The organism is Cohaesibacter haloalkalitolerans (genome assembly GCF_003574655.1).
Classification (GTDB): domain Bacteria; phylum Pseudomonadota; class Alphaproteobacteria; order Rhizobiales; family Cohaesibacteraceae; genus Cohaesibacter; species Cohaesibacter haloalkalitolerans.
On record NZ_QNUM01000003.1, the window covers coordinates 59,721 to 76,774 of the forward strand.

Consider the following 17,054-nt stretch of genomic DNA (forward strand, 5'->3'; position numbering starts at 1 on the left):
GTGCCTTCTAGTACGGGGAGGACTGCACAAAGGAAACCCTTGCGCATTCAGACCTCAAGCAACATTTGCGACCTGACTGGCTTCCAGCAGGCTTTCCCGCATGACCTTGCCATTGGTCCGGCGCGGAATGGCTTCAACGAATATAACATCACGGGGCCATTTCATACTCGAAACACGTTTGGCCTTGAGATAGGCATAAAACTCTTCGCGCGCAGTTTCCTTGTCATCACAGACAAGCGCCGCCATCAGATGGGCCGGCCCGCTATCCTCAGCAGGTACAACAAAGGCGGCAGCGTCCGAGACGGCAATGCAGGCGCGATAAAGTGCATCAAGGTCTTCCCCGCGCTCGGCAAACCCGCCAAACACCAGCACGTCGACCAGATCGCCAAGCGGGCGGAAGAGGGCGCGTTGATCGCCATGTTCCTCGGTCACAAGGTGGCATCCGATCTCGGTATGAATAAAGCCGTCATCCGTCGCACGCAGCGGTTCGCCTTCTACCGCCCCGGCCAGAGGGAAGGCACAATCAGGCAGCATCGCGCTTTTGATGCACAACTCCCCACCAACGATCCCGGCGTCGCCCTTGGCCCTTGCTTCTTCCATGCCATAAAGGAAGGTTTCCATATAAACCTGAGAAGGGTCTCGCAGGAAATTAATGGCACCAAGCGGAACGGAGCCGACTTCGCTTGGATGTCGGCGGATCTGGGAAACCAGCGCCAGATCCTTGAAGTTGGTCACATCGATCAGACGGGCAGCAGTTTCATTCTCGCCAAACACGCTCTGTTCAGCGTGGGCACGGTTCCACACCAGCGAAATGCTGACAAGCTGTTCGCGCACCGACATTGGCAGCAGGGCATGGACTTCCTCCCAAAGGGCTCCCGGCAGATAGACATGCTGGCCACCAAACTCGGCGAGCGCATTGACGAATTTCGGCAATGACCGGAAATTGTGAAACTGTAGCCGCGCGCCGGTTTCCAGCGCCCCGATCAGCCCGACGGCAAACCCGACAAGCCCGGACATGTGGTGGGTCACGAACACACAGCTCTCCGCGCCAAGGTCCGTCTGTTCATGGGCGTAGCGCGCAATCGTCAGCAGCTGATTGTGGCTGCGCCCGATCGGTCGGGCCTGTTCGCTCCCGGCAGAACTCCAATGGATCGCCAGAATGCTGTTGGCCCCGGCCTGCAGCGCATGCTGGAACAACGTCTCTTCATCGACCTTGTCTTCCTCGGAGAGGATGTCACCAAGATCAATGAGGCCTTCGGGGGCATTATCGCCAATGCAGAAGACAAAGCGGATGGAAAACATGTCGGCCGCAACATTGCGGACACGCTCGGCGACGGGCTCGTTTTCATAGTGTGAACAGCAGACAATTGCCTTGGCGCCAACCTGTTCGAGCTTTTCCCTGAGATCGGCCTCGCCGCTGGTCAGCGGAATGGGCGCAAGAATGATCCCCATCCGGCTCGCAACAAGCGTCAGCACGGCAGCATCGGCACTCGGCGGTACCAGCATAGCAACCACCGTGTCGCTCTTCATGCCAATGCCGGTCAGGAACTCGCAAAGGGCGACCACGCGCCGCCATGTCCTGATGAAGGACAGGCACTGGGGCCGACGACCACTGACGGAATGCAGCAACTGATCATCAACCAGCGCCAGCTCGTCCGGCCTCTGTTCTGCGTGCCGCGCAAAAACCAGATCAACACGATCTTCCCCCCAGAGGCCTGATGAAGAATAGAATTCGATTTGTTCGGGGGTGGAGAGGAGCATACGAGACCTCTTGCTCAGTGAAACACACGTAGAACTTTGAGCAAGTGTAGCTGATTCCGATAGGATCAAGACAGCCCCCAACGGGGGCTATCATATCGTTTCCGTTGTTTTCTCGAGAAAAACTGCGTTTTTTGAATATTATTCCCCACCATACCAGAAGACGGTGGGGCGATATCCGGCCATAGGCCGCCCTTTGGCTTCCGTTTCCGGGTAGCGTATCCGCTTCCACATGCCGACCCATTGTTCGCCCTTGTGAAACAGCGGCACCACATAGAAGCCGTTGATGAGGGTTCGGTCATAGGCCCGCACAGCAGCGGTGAAATCTTCCTGACTGCGTGCGGCAAGCAACGCATTGATCATCGCATCAACCGCAGGATCATGCGCGCCAGCCTGATTGAACCAGCCATCGACGTCCCTTTGCGAGGACTCCCAACGGGATTTCTGTTCGTTGCCCGGAGACAGCGACGCGCTCCACGACATCTTCATCATGTCGAAATCCATGGTTTTGCGCCGTTCCCAATATTGGGCCGAGTCGACGGTTCGGATTTCCATCTTGATGCCAAGGCGTTCCAGCACCCGGGCGTAGACGAGGGCGAGGCGTTCCTCTTCCTTGGTGGTCGAAAGAAACTCGAAGACAAACGGTGCCCCGGTCGCCTCGTTCACCATGACCCCGTCCTTGAGGCTATAGCCTTCGCCTGCAAGGTCGGAGAGAGCGGCCCGCATCAGCTTGCGCATCTCGCCATTGTTGGCCGCGGAAACGGGCAGATAGCTGCCGTCCAGTATGTTTGCGTCTATGGTGTCGAGATAGGGAGCCAGCAACGCCTTTTCCCGCTCACTTGCCGGCTCCCCCAGCGCCGAGAGAGAAGAGTTCTGGAAATAACTGCCAGAACGCTGGAACAGGCCGTGGTAGAGATTCTTGTTCACCCAGTCGAAATCGAACAGCGTGGCCAATGTGCGCCGGACAACACGGTTCTGGAAGACCGGTTTGCGCGTGTTGAAAACAAAGCCAGACATGCCGGTCGGCAAGTTCGAGCTGAAGACCTTCTTTTCGACCTTGCCGTCCCGGATGGCATTGAAATCATACTGATCGGCCCAGCGGGCAGGGTCGGATTCCGGCTGAATGTCGAACTGCCCCTTTTTGAAGGCCTCGAACATCGCGGTTCCATCCCGATAATATTCAATGCTGATCTGGTCGAAATTGTCCTGGCCGATCTTGATTGGCAGATCCTTGGCCCAGTAATCGGGGTTCCGCTTGAGCACGATTTTTGAACCGGCATCAACCTGCGAAATCAGATAGGGCCCAGAGCCAATGAACTGATACATGCCGGACTTGGCAAAATTCTCCGGATCAATGGCATGTTTGGGCAACACCGGCATCATGCCGATCAGCAGCGGCAACTCACGGTCTTCGCCATTATCAAAGACCAACCGAATCTGTCCCGGCCCCGGTTCCTCAATGGCAACAATCCGCTTGATCTGGCTCTTGTAGGACGGACGACCATGTTCCTCGAGCAATTTGAGTGTAAATTTCACGTCGTCCACAGTGATTGGCTGGCCGTCGGAAAAACGCGCCTCATCGCGAATTTTGAAGGTAATCGACGACCGGTCCTCCGGCATGTCTGCCCATTCGGCAATCAATCCATAAAGTGAAAAGGCCTCGTCAGCACTGCGCGCCATCAACGGTTCATAGACATTGTAGCCATAATCGGCATCCCAGAGGCCACGTGGTGCCACCCCTTTAAGAAGAAACGGATTGAGGCTGTCAAAGCTGCCCTGACTGGCATAGGTGATCTGGCCACCCTTCGGAGCATCCGGGTTCACATAGTCCAGATATTTGAAATCTTTCGGATATTTTGGATCCCCATGCATCGCTATACTAGGAGATGGCGCAGCCTGGCTGACAGTCGACAGAAGCGGAGAGGCCAGCAGCAAGGAACAGGTCAGAACCGGCAGCACAGCCTTTCTGACCAGCGCTCCCCGAACGGAAGACCGAGAAGGGGACTGGCGCAAATATCGAAAAAACATGGTTCACTTCCTCTGTCGCAAACGGAATGCCGAACAGGGACCGAAATGAATCAGTCCCGCCGGGTCAATCTATCATAGGCAGGAAAACGGCCGCAGCATGATTCTGCCACTGGCATTTTGCTGCGACAGCTTGTAGAAGAAATAGCGTTTAGTCACTATTCTGCCCAATTCATTGTGAATGAAGAGACTAGTTTTGGATTCATGACTGCCGCCGAATTGCATCGATAACTCGCTCTTGGCATAGAGGCCATAAATGGAGCTGAGGCGATTCTGCCAATCCGGTGTCAGTCAAAACGATCTGATGTCGCAAGGATCGACATATTGAACGGGAACTCGCCTTCCTGCAGTAACGGAACAAAATCGGGATTCTAATTAATGGTCATGTTTGACAGGGCTTCCAAACTCATAAAGCCAGTTGCCACGGCTGCTTTCGCACTCGCAGCTGTTGCATTTCTCGCACCTGTGCAGAGCGCCAGCGCCCAGCAGGCAGCTGATGCCAATGCAAATGCCAACGCCCCGCGATGGATGAAATTCTGCAGCGACGATGCCAAGACCAAGAAACAGCTCTGCGCCGTCACCCAGGAGCTGAAAGCCGAGACCGGCCAGTTTCTGGCTTCCATTTCGCTGCGCGAACTGGAAGGGGCAAAGCGCAAGGCTCTTGTCATTGCGATCACCCCGGGCATGCTGCTGCGCCACGGCCTGACGCTGCAGATCGACAAGGGCAAACAGACCAAGGGCACATTCTCGATCTGCTTCCCGAACGCCTGCTTCTCGGACGTTGCCGTGGATGACACCTTCGTTGATCAGATGAAGAAGGGCGGCACCATTTCGGTCACCGCGCTCAACCAGCAGGCTCAGCCGGTGCGCTTCGATCTGTCCCTCAACGGCTTTACCGCCAGCTATGATGGCGATCCTATCGACCTCAAGAAGGCAGCTGAAGAACAGCAGAAACTGCAGGATCTGCTGCGCAAGCGCGCCGAAGAGCAGCGTCAGAAGATTCTTGAACAGAAACAGAAGACCGAATAGTCGGGCCCACTGTTCTGCAGACAAAACAAAACCGCGATCCGATTGCTCGGGTCGCGGTTTTTTGTATCCGATCCTTGATCGACAAGCTGGGGTCGACAAGACCGGGGTAAACGAGACTGTGAGGTCAGTTGACCAGATCGTCTTCAGGCATATAGACGCCTTCCTTCATGCCCTTGAAGAGCTGACGCACCTGCGGGTGCCGGATAGGCTCGCCTGAGCTGTCCTTGAGCAGGTTCTGCTCGGAGACATAGGCGACATACTCGGTTTCGTCATTTTCGGCAAAGATATGATAGAAGGGTTGATCCCTGCGTGGACGCACGTCCTCAGGAATGGAATCATACCATTCCTCGGAATTGGCAAACTCCGGATCCACGTCAAAGACGACGCCACGGAAGGAATAAACCCGATGGCGCACGACCTGACCGATCTGAAATTTTGCGGTTTTCATTTCCGCCATGAGACCAGGCTCCATTGTTTCTTTTATTCGCCTCGCAAAATAGGCTCTTAGCATTAATCTAGCATACATATTGCCGCAGACGCTATGAACATTCTTTTGATCAGCTCGTCGGAAAACGAAGCTCAGTACACATCACAGACAGATGGGCAAGTCAACAAGAGCCTTCACCTGTCTGGCCCTTGTTGCGCATTTTGAAGAGTTTGAAATGCGAATTTCGGCAAAATCGCAGGAATTTGCCAGTTTTCCGCGCCTGTTCCCGCCAATGCGGGTGGGGCTCACATGAACACTGTTCTAGCCCCCAAAACCGTAAAGCGCTCCCATATCCGGGTCCTTGTCGGCCACCTGACGCGCCAGATCAACGATCACCTTGGCCTGCTTCCAGGTTGCATCGTCCTGCATCTTGCCATCGATCATTACGGCTCCGGTCCCATCAGGCATGGCCTCCAGAATGCGTATGGCCATCTTGACCTCATCAACATCCGGGCTGAAGACGCGCTTGGCGATGGCAACCTGAGAAGGATGCAGCGTCCATGTGCCAAGGCACCCTTGCAGGAAGCTGTTGCGGAACTGGGCTTCGCAGGCGTCGGGATCGGCGAAATCGCCAAACGGACCGTAGAAGGCCTTGAGGCCATAGGTCATGCAGGCATCCACCATCTTGGCCATCGTATAGTGCCAGAGGTCCTGCTGATAATAGGCACGTTCCTTGCCTTCCTCGATGTCCGCCAGAACCCGATAGCCCGGATGCCCCCCGCCGACCCGCGTGGTCTTCATGCCACGGGACGCAGCAAGGTCGGCTGGTCCAAGCGAAATACCATGCATGCGCGGCGACGCGGCACAGATGTCCTCGACATTGGCCACCCCTTCAGCGGTTTCCAGAATGGCGTGAATGAGTATCGGCTTTTCCACTCCATGCTTGGCTTCCAGCTGGGCCAGCAGTTGGTCTAGATAGTGAATGTCCCAAGCACCTTCCACCTTGGGCAGCATGATCACGTCGAGCTTGTTGCCAACCGAGGAGACAATGTCGATGACATCATCAAGAAACCACGGCGAGTTGAGGCAGTTGACGCGGGTCCACAGCCCGGTTGAGCCGAAGTCATTGTCGCGCGCCATCTGGATAAACCCGGCGCGGGCCTCTTCCTTCTTCTCAGCGGGAATGGCGTCTTCGAGATTGCCCAGGATCACATCGACAGACTTGATCAGATCGGGAATCTTGGCTCGCATCTTTTCAATATGCGGCGGCACGAAATGGATCATGCGCTCGACGCGAACCGGCAATTCGCGATAGGGGACTGGCGCTCCAATTGCCAATGGCTTGTAGAATGCACGCGGCGTTTTCATCGTCTCTCTCCCGTTCTTTGCACCGCCAGCCCCGACGCTCCAATCGTCTTTTCGGGCCTCATTCAAGGGAACGGCGCACTCCTTGGCCTATTTGCACCGCAAAATTGCTGCAGTGCAATAAGACTGTAGGGGAAGATACGGAAGGGGTAGAGGAACGGATGTAATGAGGGGGTAATGAGCGGTAAAGCGGCAAGTGGAGCAGCCTAGCCCCAACGGCGATGCGCCCACATCCATTGTTCTGGCGCCTGCCGGATCCAGGCCTCAAACTGTGCCTGTTCGGCTATGGTCGCCTTGAGAATGTCGTCCTCGATATCGTCCGTCTGGGGCATGGGAATGATTTCTGCCTGCACCTCGAAATGGATGTCCCTGATCCGGCGAATGCGCAGCCCGATAAGCGGCGCTCCCTTCTTGCGCGCCAGACGGGCAGGAAAGCTGTTGGTCGGCGCCGGGCGCCCAAAAAAGTCGATACTGCTGCCGCGCACGTCTCTCAGGTCTCCCATGATCGCCACGGCCTTGCCACCATGCACGGAGGTGAGCGCTTTCATGCCGGCCCGGTCACCCTTGACAAACACGCCGCCACTGAAGGTTTCGGCCCGCTTGCGGACCATATAGTCATGCACCAGCGGGTTCTTGAGCTTCTGCATCACCACCGAGCAGTCAAATCCATTGTGCGAGGAAATCGCACCGCCGAGTTCCCAATTGCCCGAATGCAGCGAAACGATTACACCGCCGGATTTCTTGATTTCCTCGACTACCTCTCGATAGTTTTTCGGCTCTGTGATCAACTCGTCCATCCGCGCCACGAACCGGTCAGCCAGCACGCTCTCGGCAAAGGTCCGCCCGAGATTCTCCCACATGCCGAGCGTAATGGCATGAAGCTCATTGTCGCTTTTGTCCGGAAAGGCGAGGCGGAGATGGGCCATCGCCCGCTTTTGCCGTCTGAGCCTTGGCGCAAGGCTGCGCCAGATCCAGCCCATGAAGGCGGAGGCCACATGCAGCGGCATCAGTCGCAGGATGAAGATGACAGACATCAGCAGCGCATATTCAACCCGATGAGCCAGCGTGACTTTTCTCATTCTCAATCCCTGCAGGTTTCTCGACACCCTTCGCTACCGCCAGTGAGCGAATCCATTTTTGCGATTTTTATCCCAGGTTGCCCAAAGCGCAAAGGGGACAAAGGCGAATGTGGAAAGAAGCCGGCCACCGGGCGACCAATCCTGTACGACTCGTCGCGCCTGTTGGCAGCGTTCAGAGCTTGGGTTGATGCTTTTTCATGGCCGCGCTCGTCCAGCCAATCCGGCCCGGTGCATCCAGCCCGGCCTTCATCATGAATTTACGCAAGGTGGGCACCATGTTGGCAAGCGCCAGACCGGCCGTTCTGGCCCCCTGACCAAAGGGCAGAGACGAGATAAGCGACATGTTGAGCATGTGCACGCCCGCCGTCCGCGACCAGATATCGCCGCGTCGCATGCGATCATATGCAACGAGCACTTCCTCCGACCCCGGGTCGTTGATGCCGTCTTCGCGAATGACATCGGCAAGGGTCGAGATATCGCGTAGGGTGAGATTCAGCCCCTGCGCCCCGATCGGCGGAAAGGCATGGGCGCTTTCGGCGATAAGTGCTGCCCGTGGGCCATGGAATTCCTTCGCCATTACGCCAGACAGAGGGAAGATCTGAGGCGTGCTGATGACTTCGAATGCGCCATAGATGGAATGAGCACGGCGTTCCAGCTCAAGTGCCAGCGCGGCAGGCTCCATGGCCTTCAGCCGCTCGGCATCATCCGCAGTGACAACGCAGACAAGGCTTGAAGTGAAGCCGTCCCGATAAGGCACCAGCGTGAAGGGGCCGGTTTTGGTGTGAAACTCGGTCGAGATATTGTTATGCGCCGTAGAGGCGTGATGCAGATTGACCACCAGTGCCGCCTGCGGATAGGACCATTTGCGCATTTCGATGCCAGCGGCCTCCCTGACAATCGACTTGCGCCCGTCTGCGGCAATCACAAGCCGCGCGTTCCATTCGGTGCCGTCGGCCATGTCAATGTGGACACGATCCCCACCAAGCGCGACAGAGCTGGCAAACTGCTGATCCTCTATCAGGCGGCTCATCTCCAACCCGCCAAGCGCCGAATGCAGGCAGGCCACCAACCGGTTGTTGTCGATATTGTAGCCAAAGGCTTCAAGTCCAATTTCCGAGCTGTCAAATTCAGTGGTCGGTGCCTTGAACAGACGTCCGGTATCGTCAATGAGACGCATCGTCCGCAGGGCCTGCCCCTCGGACTTGATGGCATCCCACAGTCCGAGGCCTTCCAGATAGGGAACCGAACTGCCGAGCAGGGCAGTCGTTCGCCCGTCAGTACCGCCATGGGCCGGACCGATCAGCACGCAGGAAAAGCCGAGCTTGATCATCTGGATCGCAGCGACATGCCCCGCTGGTCCACTTCCGATCACAGCAACATCGACCTGTCGACTCTGCAACATGACAGCACCCCTTTGATGACGACCAACGGAACTCAGACCATGGCCCGCCATTCCGATTCCGTAACATTTACCCCAGATAGCTTCGGGTCATAGCGCGTTCCCGGCGTGAAATCCAGATACTTTCCCGTATCGGTCCAGCCAGCTTTTGCCATTATGACACCATGACTAACTTGCAATCCACAACGACTACGGTTCATATGGCACCTCAAGATCACCCTTGCCAAGATCACCCCAGCCAAGATCACCCATGCAATGAGGGCGCGTCCGGATGAGTTTTCTCGGATCCTTTTTCGATACCAGCAACGCCAGAGAGCTGCAGCAGCAGATGGCCCGCTTCCGCAAGGAACATCCGGACCTCGCCGCAGCCGAAGCCAAGCCGCGCATTGCGCTCTTTCTTGCCATTGCTGTCGCATCGCTGTTTGCGTGGTTCTATCTGTTTGCCATGGTGGTCGACATGGCCCCGGACATGGACATGCGCTCCCTTGGGCCGGGCATGGCGGCCTTCAACGCCTTCAACAGTTTTGAAGCGCTCGACCCGACAACCCGCGCCTTTATCGCCGCGGTTTGCGCACCATCCGCCGCCATCGGCCATTTCGGCATGCCCGGGCAGGGGGCCTGGGGGCTTCAGGATCTGATGATCGTTTTTGCCATGTGGGTGATGATGGCCATTGCCATGATGCTGCCTACGGCCGCGCCAATTCTCAAGAGCTACGCTGCGGTTCAGGAGACCAAGGGCCGCAAGACCGGCGCCTTTGGCATTCTCATGCTGGCACTGGGCTATCTCAGCGTCTGGGTCGGTTTTGCCCTTCTGGCAACCCTGTTGCAGTGGGGCCTTACGGAAATCCAGACCATGTCCCCGGTCATGGCACCCGCTTCGATGGTCTTTTCCGCCTCGACGCTGCTGCTCGCCGGTATCTACCAATTCACCGCCGCCAAGCAGGCCTGCCTGCTGCGCTGCCAGCTGCCCTTTCCCTATTTCAGTCGCCGAACCGAAAAGGGCTTTTTCCGCTCCTTTGCCGGCTCCTATGTCATGGGGCTGGAACAGGGGCTGTTCTGCACGGGCTGCACATGGGCATTGATGGCGGTGATGTTCGCGGTCGGTGTGATGAATGTCATCTGGATGGCAGTGCTGGGCCTGCTCATGGGGATCGAGAAGGTGGTTCCCAATCCGTGGGTCACTCGCGGCATAGGTATTTTCCTCATAATCTGGGGCCTTCTGGTACTGTCCATATCACCAGCCGGACGTGCCATCCTCGGCATTTGATTTTTGTAGCGGATCGCGGTTGTTTCTGATTGCTTCCCACATCAGGATGGGCTAGGGACTGCGCATGCAAAAACAAACCGCATTCCTCGTTCATCTGCTGACCGCCTCCGGTGCAGCCTTTGCCCTTCTGGCCACACTTGCCGCTTCGAATGGCGACTGGACAGCCCTGTTCTTCTGGCTGCTGGCAGCGCAGTTCGTCGATGGCATCGACGGTCCGATCGCGCGCAAGATGCACGTGTCCACGGTTTTGCCCCACTGGAGCGGAAACAGCCTCGATTTCGTCATCGACTATGCGACCTATGTTTTCATTCCGGCTTTTGCCTTCGTCAAGGCAGACCTGATGCCCGAACCCTACGGGCTGGTTGCTGCCGCCATTATCGTCGTCACTGGCGGGCTCTATTTTGCCAATGACCAGATGAAGGCTCCATCCAACGCCTTTCGCGGCTTTCCAGCAGTCTGGAACGGAGTGCTGTTCTACTATTTCATTTTCACGCCGGACCCTGTGACGGGCTTCATCGTTCTGGTGCTGCTAGCTGCCGGGCAGTTCGTTCCCATCGAATTCGTCCATCCGGTAAGAGTGAAATCCCTGCGCCCGCTGACGCTGACAATTGTTGCCGTATGGTCAGTGTTTGCCTGCCATGTTGTATTCAACAATATGGTTCCTACATCTTTGGATCGCATCGCTCTGGCAATCAGCGGCCTTTATCTGTTTGCCATTGGACCACTGCTCCATTTCCGCAGGATCAGACCGCAAGGCTAGACCGGATCCTGCGCCCGGATCCCGCTGACGCATGACGTCGGCACCATAGCAAGAAAGCGGACTGACCATGTTCACCCATCTTCTCGACGCAACCGTTCTGGCCAGTCTGCTGACGCTGACCGCCATGGAAATCGTGCTTGGCATCGACAATGTGGTGTTCATCTCGGTTCTGGTCAGCAAACTGCCCGCCCATATGGCCCAGAAGGCTCGCGCCATCGGCATCCTGCTCGCCCTGATCTTCCGCATCGGGCTGTTGTTTGCACTTTCGTGGCTCATCGGGCTCACCGATCCCGTCCTGTCGCTGTTCGATCAGGCTTTTTCCTGGCGCGACATCATCATGATCGCTGGCGGCGTGTTCCTCATCTACAAGGCGATGACGGAAATCCACCTCGAACTTGAGTTCAGCCACGAGGAGGAAACCCGGATCCGCACCGGCCAGACGGAATATGTCTTCGGGGCCGCCATCCTGCAGATCATCGTCATCGACCTTGTGTTCTCCATCGACTCAATCGTCACCGCCATCGGCATGGCACAGCATATCGAGATCATGATCGCCGCCATGGTGATCGCCATGATCATCATGTATGCGGCATCCGGTCCCATCGCCCATTTCATAGAGAAACACCAGACCACCAAGATGCTGGCCCTGAGCTTCCTGATGCTGATCGGCTTCGCCCTCATCGGAGATGGCGTCAGCCTGCACATCCCGCGTGGCTACATCTATGCCATGATGGGCTTTGCCGTGCTGGTCGAGTTTCTCAACATCATTGCGCTGGATGCCCGCAGACGCAAAAAGCTGCTGCAAATGGAAGAGGGCAAGGGCGAGCCGTCCTGAACTTGTGCTGGAGGCGGTTAAGACGACGCCAAGACCGGGCAGGGAGGGGTCCAACTCTCCCGCTTTGCGCCCTGGCCCCCAAAAGCCCGGAGTGCCAATCCCCACAATCTGAACAGGGCACGACAGTTGGCCGCCTCTCGCGCTTGTTTCATCCTCCTTTATATGTCAATGTCATAGCAAGAAAACATCAACTCAGGGAGCAGCATCCTGGACCGCGCTCGTCTTCTCTATTCCCCGGCTATGCGTTATTTTGCAGCGGTTGCCGAACATGGTGCAATCCGCGCGGCAAGCCGTGAACTCAATGTTGCCTCCTCAGCCGTCAATCGACAGATCCTCTGGCTTGAAGACAGTCTCGGCGTGCCGCTGTTTGAGCGGGTGGGCCGTCGTTTGCAGCTTTCCCCTGCTGGCGAGATCCTGCTGCGCCACGTAAGGCACGTCCTACGTGATTTCGAACAGACCGCCTCCGAGCTCGACGCCCTGCGTGGCCTCAAGCGCGGTATCGTCCGGATTGCCAGCGTCGAGAGCGTGGCAACCGAGCTTCTGTCCGATCTTGCCGCCTCCTTCGGCAAGGCCTATCCCGACATCCAGTTGCGGATCACCGTGACCCACTCGGACAATATTGCCCGACAGATCATTGACTCCGACGCCGACATCGGCTTCTGCTTCGATCCCCCCGATGAGGATCTGCTGACGATCAATTATTCCCACGCCTTCGAGATCGGGGCTGTCGTCAACAAGAACCATCCGCTTGCCCAGAAGACGGCCTGCAGTTTCGAGGACTGTCTCGATTTTCCGATCATCCTGCCGTCCCGCGGCCTGTCCCTGCGGACAGCGCTTGATCGTCTGCTTGCCAAGACCGAGAACGAACCTTCGATATTCGCCGAGGTCAGCACCCTGCAGATGATGCGCCGCCTGGCAGCTCGTGATCTTGGTGTCTGCTTCCAGACACGCATCGGCCTCAATGACTCGCTGGACCATGCAGAACTGCGTTTTGTACCGCTCACGAACGAGCAGTTGCACTACAACACCCTGTCGATTTTGACCCATCAGCAACGCAAGCTGAAGCTGGCTCCGGCCATGTTTCTGACCCATGCCCAACAGTTCTTCAGTAAGCGCTTCTCCTGAATCATCCCACATGCATTTAAACACATTTCGGGAACAGTCAGGCGGTCAATGATGACATTTTGTGCACATTGATCTAACCTGATTAAATTCCGTTCAAAAAATAAGGTAAAAGGTCAAAATTTTTGCGCCGAAATTAATTTTGCGTATGGATTGTCTTGGGAATGTCACTTAAACAGTGGGAGAACCCAAGCTGAGATGCGAATGGCGCGTTTGCGCACCTACACTGATTGCTGGAGAAGCTTTCAGTGTTTTGCATTTCTGGAAATGATGAAAACCGTTTGATCCAAGCTCCGTAAACAGGTTGAGATGACATCAGCTCCCTTACTTGAAGCCAAAGGCATAACCAAACGTTTCGGCACTCTTTTGGCAAATGACGCCGTGGATCTGGTCGTACAACCGGGTGAAATCCACGCACTTCTGGGCGAGAACGGAGCTGGCAAATCGACCCTTGTGAAGATCCTTTACGGATCGCTTGAACCGACCGCCGGACAGATCGTCTGGAAGGGCAAGGAGGTTCGCCTGAAAGACCCCGCCGAGGCTCGAAAGCTCGGTATCGGCATGGTTTTTCAGCATTTTTCCCTGTTTGACAGCATGACTGTCGTCGAGAATATCGCGCTTGCTCTGCCCAATGGCCAGAAGATGGCCGAGCTCTCCAGACGGATCGAGCAGGTCAGTGCCGAATATGGTCTGCCTCTCAAAGCGAACAGCCTGGTGGCCGACCTTTCGGTTGGCGAGCGTCAGCGGATCGAGATCGTTCGCTGCCTGTTGCAGGACCCGCAGCTGATCATCATGGACGAACCGACCTCCGTGCTGACGCCACAGGAAGCAGAGCTGCTTTTCAAAACCCTTCTGAGATTGGCAGGCGAGGGGCGTTCGATCCTCTACATCAGCCATCGTCTTGAAGAGGTCAAACGCATCTGCGATACCGCAACCATCCTGCGCCATGGCAAGCTCGTTGCCCATTGCACGCCGTCAGAGGAAACCGCCTCTTCGCTCGCCAGCCTGATGGTCGGCTCGAGCGTCAAGTCCGTGCAGCGCGACAAGGTCGACTTCACCGACGCGCCGGTCCTGATGCGTCTTGATCATCTTGATCTGCCAGCCTCCGGGCCGTTTGCCGTCGAACTCAAGGGCATTTCGCTTGATCTCAAGGGCGGCGAAGTCGTTGCCATTGCCGGTGTCGCCGGTAACGGCCAGTCGGAACTGTTCGACGCCATTTCCGGCGAACGGGCAACGGCACCGGATGCTGTCATCATCGACGACCAGAGCGTCGGCAACAAGAGCATCACCGTCCGGCGCAAGCTCGGTGCGGCCTTCGTGCCAGAGGAGCGCCTCAGCCATGCGGTCGTTCCCTCGTTGCGCCTGTCAGAAAACGTGCTGCTCACCCGCCACGGATCAGAAGAGCCATCGATGATGCACAAGGGCGTGTTCATCAAGCGGACCAAATCCGGCAAGATCGGTCAGCGCATCGCCGAAAATTTCGATATCCGCAAGGGCGAACCTGATCCGCATGCCGGCAGTCTTTCCGGCGGCAACCTGCAGAAATTTGTCGTTGGTCGCGAGATCGACCGGTCGCCGTCGGTGCTGATCGTCTCCCAGCCGACATGGGGCGTGGACGCCGGGGCAGCAGCCCTCATTCGGCAAGCCCTGATCGATCTGGCACGCGAAGGGTCCGCCGTTCTGGTCATATCGCAGGACCTTGACGAGATTTTCGAAATCGCCGATCGCATTGCCGTCATCAACAAGGGTACCCTTTCCGAGGCAAAACCGGTTGAAGACATGAGCTTGGAAAAGATTGGCCTGCTCATGGGCGGCGTTCACGGCGACGATGGCAGCATAGACATTCCGTCCGTACAGTCAAACGCTGGGGCAGCAGAAGCAGGAGGCTCCAATGCGGCTTGAAATGCAAAAACGCCAGTCCCCGTCTCAGGCGATGTCATTGCTCTCGCCGGTATTGGCGATCATCCTGACCCTTCTGACCGGTGCCATCATGTTCAGCCTGCTCGGCTTCAATCCGGGCAAGGCGCTTTACGTCTATTTCGTTGAGCCGCTGCTCGACCCCTGGAGTCTTCAGGAACTGGTGGTCAAGGCCTCGCCGCTGATCCTCATCGCAGTGGGCCTGACGATCTGCTATCGCTCCAACAACTGGAACATCGGCGCCGAAGGCCAGTTCACCATTGGCGCAATCTGCGGTTCGGTCCTGCCGATCATGTTCCCGGATTTCCAGAACTACGCCGTCTTCCCGATCATGCTGGCCATGGGCGCCATCGGCGGCGCTCTGTTTGCCTATATTCCGGCGCTCCTGAAAAACCGCTTTGCCACCAATGAGATCCTCACCAGCCTGATGCTGACCTATGTCGCCCTGCTGCTGCTCGACTTCATCGTGCGCGGCCCGTGGAAGGATCCGGAAGGCTACAACTTCCCGGAAAGCCGTCTGTTCCACAGCTACGCGCAGGCTCCCAGCCTGTTTGAAGGCGGCCGCATGCATATCGGCGCGCTGTTCGCCGTTATCGCTGCGATCGTGGTCTTTGTGCTGTTCATTCGCACCCTCAAGGGGTTCGAGATCAAGGTTATCGGCGAAACGCCGCGGGCAGGGAACTTTGCCGGTTTCTCAAAGGAACGCATGACCGTCTTCGCCTTCCTCGTTTCCGGCGCCCTCACAGGCCTTGCCGGTATCCTGGAAGTGTCCGGACCGATCGGCCAACTGCGCCCGACCATCTCTCCCGGCTATGGCTTCACCGCCATCATCGTTGCCTTTCTGGGACGTCTCAACCCCATTGGCGCGATCTTCGCCGGGCTTTTGTTGGCACTGTCCTATCTCGGAGGCGAGGCTGCTCAGGTCGATCTTGGCATCTCGGAGAAGACGGCTAAGGCGTTCCAGGGCATCCTGCTGTTCTATGTGCTGGCCTGTGACACCCTCATTCACTATCGTATCCGCATCGTCTTCAGCAACAAGACGCAGGTAAAAGAGGTCGCATGATGGATTTTGCTGATGCCTTGCTGGTCTCTATCGTAACCGCATCCACGCCGCTGTTGCTGGCAGCGATCGGCGAGCTGGTCGTTGAACGGTCTGGCGTGCTGAACCTCGGCGTCGAGGGCATGATGATCATGGGGGCGGTCTGCGCCTTTGCAACGTCCCTGACCACCGGCAACCCTTATCTGGGCATCCTTGCCGGTATCCTTGGCGGAGCGGCCATGTCATTGCTGTTCGCCTTCCTGACACTCGGACTGGTGGCCAACCAGTATGCGACAGGGCTTGCCCTCAGTCTGCTCGGCCTTGGTTTCTCGGGCATGATCGGCGAGAACTATGTCGGCACTCCGGGCGTCAAACTGCCAACGCTGGACATTCCGGTGCTTTCCGACCTGCCGGTGGTGGGCGACGCTCTGTTCAATCAGGATATCCTGTTCTACATTGCTATCCTGCTGGTATTTTTCGTCAGCTGGCTGCTGTTCAAGAGCCGTTGGGGTCTGATCCTGCGCGCTGTCGGCGAAAACCACAATTCGGCTCACGCACTTGGCTATAACGTCAATCGCGTTCGCCTCTATTCCGTGTTGTTCGGCGGCGTCTGCTCGGGTCTTTCCGGAGCCTATCTGTCGCTGGTCTACACCAATCTCTGGATCGAGAACATGACGGCAGGCCGCGGCTGGATTGCGCTGGCGCTCGTGGTCTTCGCCTCGTGGCTGCCATGGCGCACCATTGCCGGGGCCTATCTGTTTGGCGCGGTGCTGATCCTGCAGTTCCATGCACAGGGCGCTGGCTGGGAAGTTCCGTCCCAGCTGCTGTCAGCACTACCATATCTTGCAACAATCGTTGCGCTTGTATTCATTTCCCGCAACCGTACAGTTGCACGGGTCAATACTCCTTCCTGTCTGGGGCAGTCTTTTGTTCCAGACCGCTGATGACCAATAGCTGGTCATCCTCTGTCATTCAGATGGCAGCAACAAACATTGCCCTGATTTTCAAAAGCAGGGCATTGAAAAAGCAAGC

14 protein-coding genes are annotated in these 17,054 nt (G+C 57.0%); 8 read left to right on the forward strand and 6 right to left on the reverse strand.

Going from position 1 to position 17,054, the window contains the following annotated elements:
• Positions 1–54: 54 nt before the first annotated feature.
• Positions 55–1,761 (reverse strand): AMP-binding protein, encoded by a 1,707-nt coding sequence (locus DSL70_RS07855; protein WP_119307382.1) that lies wholly within the window; start codon positions 1,759–1,761, stop codon positions 55–57.
• A gap of 138 nt (positions 1,762–1,899) precedes the next feature.
• Positions 1,900–3,786 carry an extracellular solute-binding protein gene (locus DSL70_RS07860; protein ID WP_119307383.1) on the reverse strand — a complete coding sequence of 629 codons (1,887 nt, stop codon included), beginning with the start codon at positions 3,784–3,786 and terminating at the stop codon, positions 1,900–1,902.
• 375 nt (positions 3,787–4,161) lie between these two features.
• Here DSL70_RS07860 and DSL70_RS07865 point away from each other — a divergent pair, with 375 nt between their 5' ends.
• The gene (locus DSL70_RS07865; protein ID WP_205563199.1) at positions 4,162–4,812 is read left to right on the forward strand and encodes an invasion associated locus B family protein; all 651 of its coding nucleotides are present in this window, start codon (positions 4,162–4,164) and stop codon (positions 4,810–4,812) included.
• Between the two features lie 124 nt (positions 4,813–4,936).
• On the opposite strand, the gene hspQ is transcribed toward DSL70_RS07865, so the two are convergent.
• The 4 genes from hspQ to DSL70_RS07885 all read right to left on the reverse strand — a co-directional run bounded on the left by hspQ (position 4,937) and on the right by DSL70_RS07885 (position 9,085).
• Positions 4,937–5,260 (reverse strand): heat shock protein HspQ, encoded by a 324-nt coding sequence (gene hspQ, locus DSL70_RS07870; RefSeq protein ID WP_119307860.1) that lies wholly within the window; start codon positions 5,258–5,260, stop codon positions 4,937–4,939.
• 300 nt (positions 5,261–5,560) lie between these two features.
• Entirely contained in the window at positions 5,561–6,607 is a 1,047-nt protein-coding gene (locus DSL70_RS07875; RefSeq protein WP_119307384.1) for an HpcH/HpaI aldolase/citrate lyase family protein, read from the reverse strand.
• Between the two features lie 203 nt (positions 6,608–6,810).
• Entirely contained in the window at positions 6,811–7,683 is an 873-nt protein-coding gene (locus tag DSL70_RS07880) for a lysophospholipid acyltransferase family protein (protein ID WP_119307385.1), read from the reverse strand.
• A gap of 172 nt (positions 7,684–7,855) precedes the next feature.
• Positions 7,856–9,085 carry an FAD-dependent monooxygenase gene (locus DSL70_RS07885; protein WP_119307386.1) on the reverse strand — a complete coding sequence of 410 codons (1,230 nt, stop codon included), beginning with the start codon at positions 9,083–9,085 and terminating at the stop codon, positions 7,856–7,858.
• Positions 9,086–9,353: 268 nt separating this feature from the next.
• Between DSL70_RS07885 and DSL70_RS07890 the strand changes: the two genes are divergently transcribed.
• The 7 genes from DSL70_RS07890 (at position 9,354) to DSL70_RS07920 (ending at position 16,966) form a co-directional block, all read left to right on the forward strand.
• Positions 9,354–10,349 (forward strand): DUF2182 domain-containing protein, encoded by a 996-nt coding sequence (locus tag DSL70_RS07890; RefSeq protein ID WP_205563200.1) that lies wholly within the window; start codon positions 9,354–9,356, stop codon positions 10,347–10,349.
• A 64-nt stretch (positions 10,350–10,413) separates the two neighbouring features.
• On the forward strand, positions 10,414–11,109 hold the full coding sequence (locus DSL70_RS07895) for a CDP-alcohol phosphatidyltransferase family protein (RefSeq protein ID WP_119307387.1): 696 nt from the start codon (positions 10,414–10,416) through the stop codon (positions 11,107–11,109).
• A gap of 67 nt (positions 11,110–11,176) precedes the next feature.
• Positions 11,177–11,944 (forward strand): TerC family protein, encoded by a 768-nt coding sequence (locus tag DSL70_RS07900; protein WP_119307388.1) that lies wholly within the window; start codon positions 11,177–11,179, stop codon positions 11,942–11,944.
• A gap of 240 nt (positions 11,945–12,184) precedes the next feature.
• On the forward strand, positions 12,185–13,069 hold the full coding sequence (locus tag DSL70_RS07905; protein WP_119307389.1) for a LysR family transcriptional regulator: 885 nt from the start codon (positions 12,185–12,187) through the stop codon (positions 13,067–13,069).
• Between the two features lie 306 nt (positions 13,070–13,375).
• Positions 13,376–14,968 carry an ABC transporter ATP-binding protein gene (locus tag DSL70_RS07910; RefSeq protein ID WP_119307390.1) on the forward strand — a complete coding sequence of 531 codons (1,593 nt, stop codon included), beginning with the start codon at positions 13,376–13,378 and terminating at the stop codon, positions 14,966–14,968.
• On the forward strand, positions 14,958–16,046 hold the full coding sequence (locus DSL70_RS07915) for an ABC transporter permease (RefSeq protein ID WP_119307391.1): 1,089 nt from the start codon (positions 14,958–14,960) through the stop codon (positions 16,044–16,046). The genes DSL70_RS07910 and DSL70_RS07915 overlap by 11 nt, the downstream gene beginning before the upstream one ends.
• On the forward strand, positions 16,043–16,966 hold the full coding sequence (locus DSL70_RS07920) for an ABC transporter permease (RefSeq protein ID WP_119307392.1): 924 nt from the start codon (positions 16,043–16,045) through the stop codon (positions 16,964–16,966). Before DSL70_RS07915 ends, DSL70_RS07920 begins: the two co-directional genes overlap by 4 nt.
• Positions 16,967–17,054: the final 88 nt, after the last annotated feature.

Coding starts and splice junctions, on each gene's coding strand:
- DSL70_RS07855 (WP_119307382.1), bottom strand. CDS start 1,761: ATGCTCCTCTCCACCCCCGAACAAATCGAATTCTATTCTTCATCAGGC.
- DSL70_RS07860 (WP_119307383.1), bottom strand. CDS start 3,786: ATGTTTTTTCGATATTTGCGCCAGTCCCCTTCTCGGTCTTCCGTTCGG.
- DSL70_RS07865 (WP_205563199.1), top strand. CDS start 4,162: ATGGTCATGTTTGACAGGGCTTCCAAACTCATAAAGCCAGTTGCCACG.
- hspQ (WP_119307860.1), bottom strand. CDS start 5,260: ATGAAAACCGCAAAATTTCAGATCGGTCAGGTCGTGCGCCATCGGGTT.
- DSL70_RS07875 (WP_119307384.1), bottom strand. CDS start 6,607: ATGAAAACGCCGCGTGCATTCTACAAGCCATTGGCAATTGGAGCGCCA.
- DSL70_RS07880 (WP_119307385.1), bottom strand. CDS start 7,683: ATGAGAAAAGTCACGCTGGCTCATCGGGTTGAATATGCGCTGCTGATG.
- DSL70_RS07885 (WP_119307386.1), bottom strand. CDS start 9,085: ATGTTGCAGAGTCGACAGGTCGATGTTGCTGTGATCGGAAGTGGACCA.
- DSL70_RS07890 (WP_205563200.1), top strand. CDS start 9,354: ATGAGTTTTCTCGGATCCTTTTTCGATACCAGCAACGCCAGAGAGCTG.
- DSL70_RS07895 (WP_119307387.1), top strand. CDS start 10,414: ATGCAAAAACAAACCGCATTCCTCGTTCATCTGCTGACCGCCTCCGGT.
- DSL70_RS07900 (WP_119307388.1), top strand. CDS start 11,177: ATGTTCACCCATCTTCTCGACGCAACCGTTCTGGCCAGTCTGCTGACG.
- DSL70_RS07905 (WP_119307389.1), top strand. CDS start 12,185: ATGCGTTATTTTGCAGCGGTTGCCGAACATGGTGCAATCCGCGCGGCA.
- DSL70_RS07910 (WP_119307390.1), top strand. CDS start 13,376: ATGACATCAGCTCCCTTACTTGAAGCCAAAGGCATAACCAAACGTTTC.
- DSL70_RS07915 (WP_119307391.1), top strand. CDS start 14,958: ATGCGGCTTGAAATGCAAAAACGCCAGTCCCCGTCTCAGGCGATGTCA.
- DSL70_RS07920 (WP_119307392.1), top strand. CDS start 16,043: ATGATGGATTTTGCTGATGCCTTGCTGGTCTCTATCGTAACCGCATCC.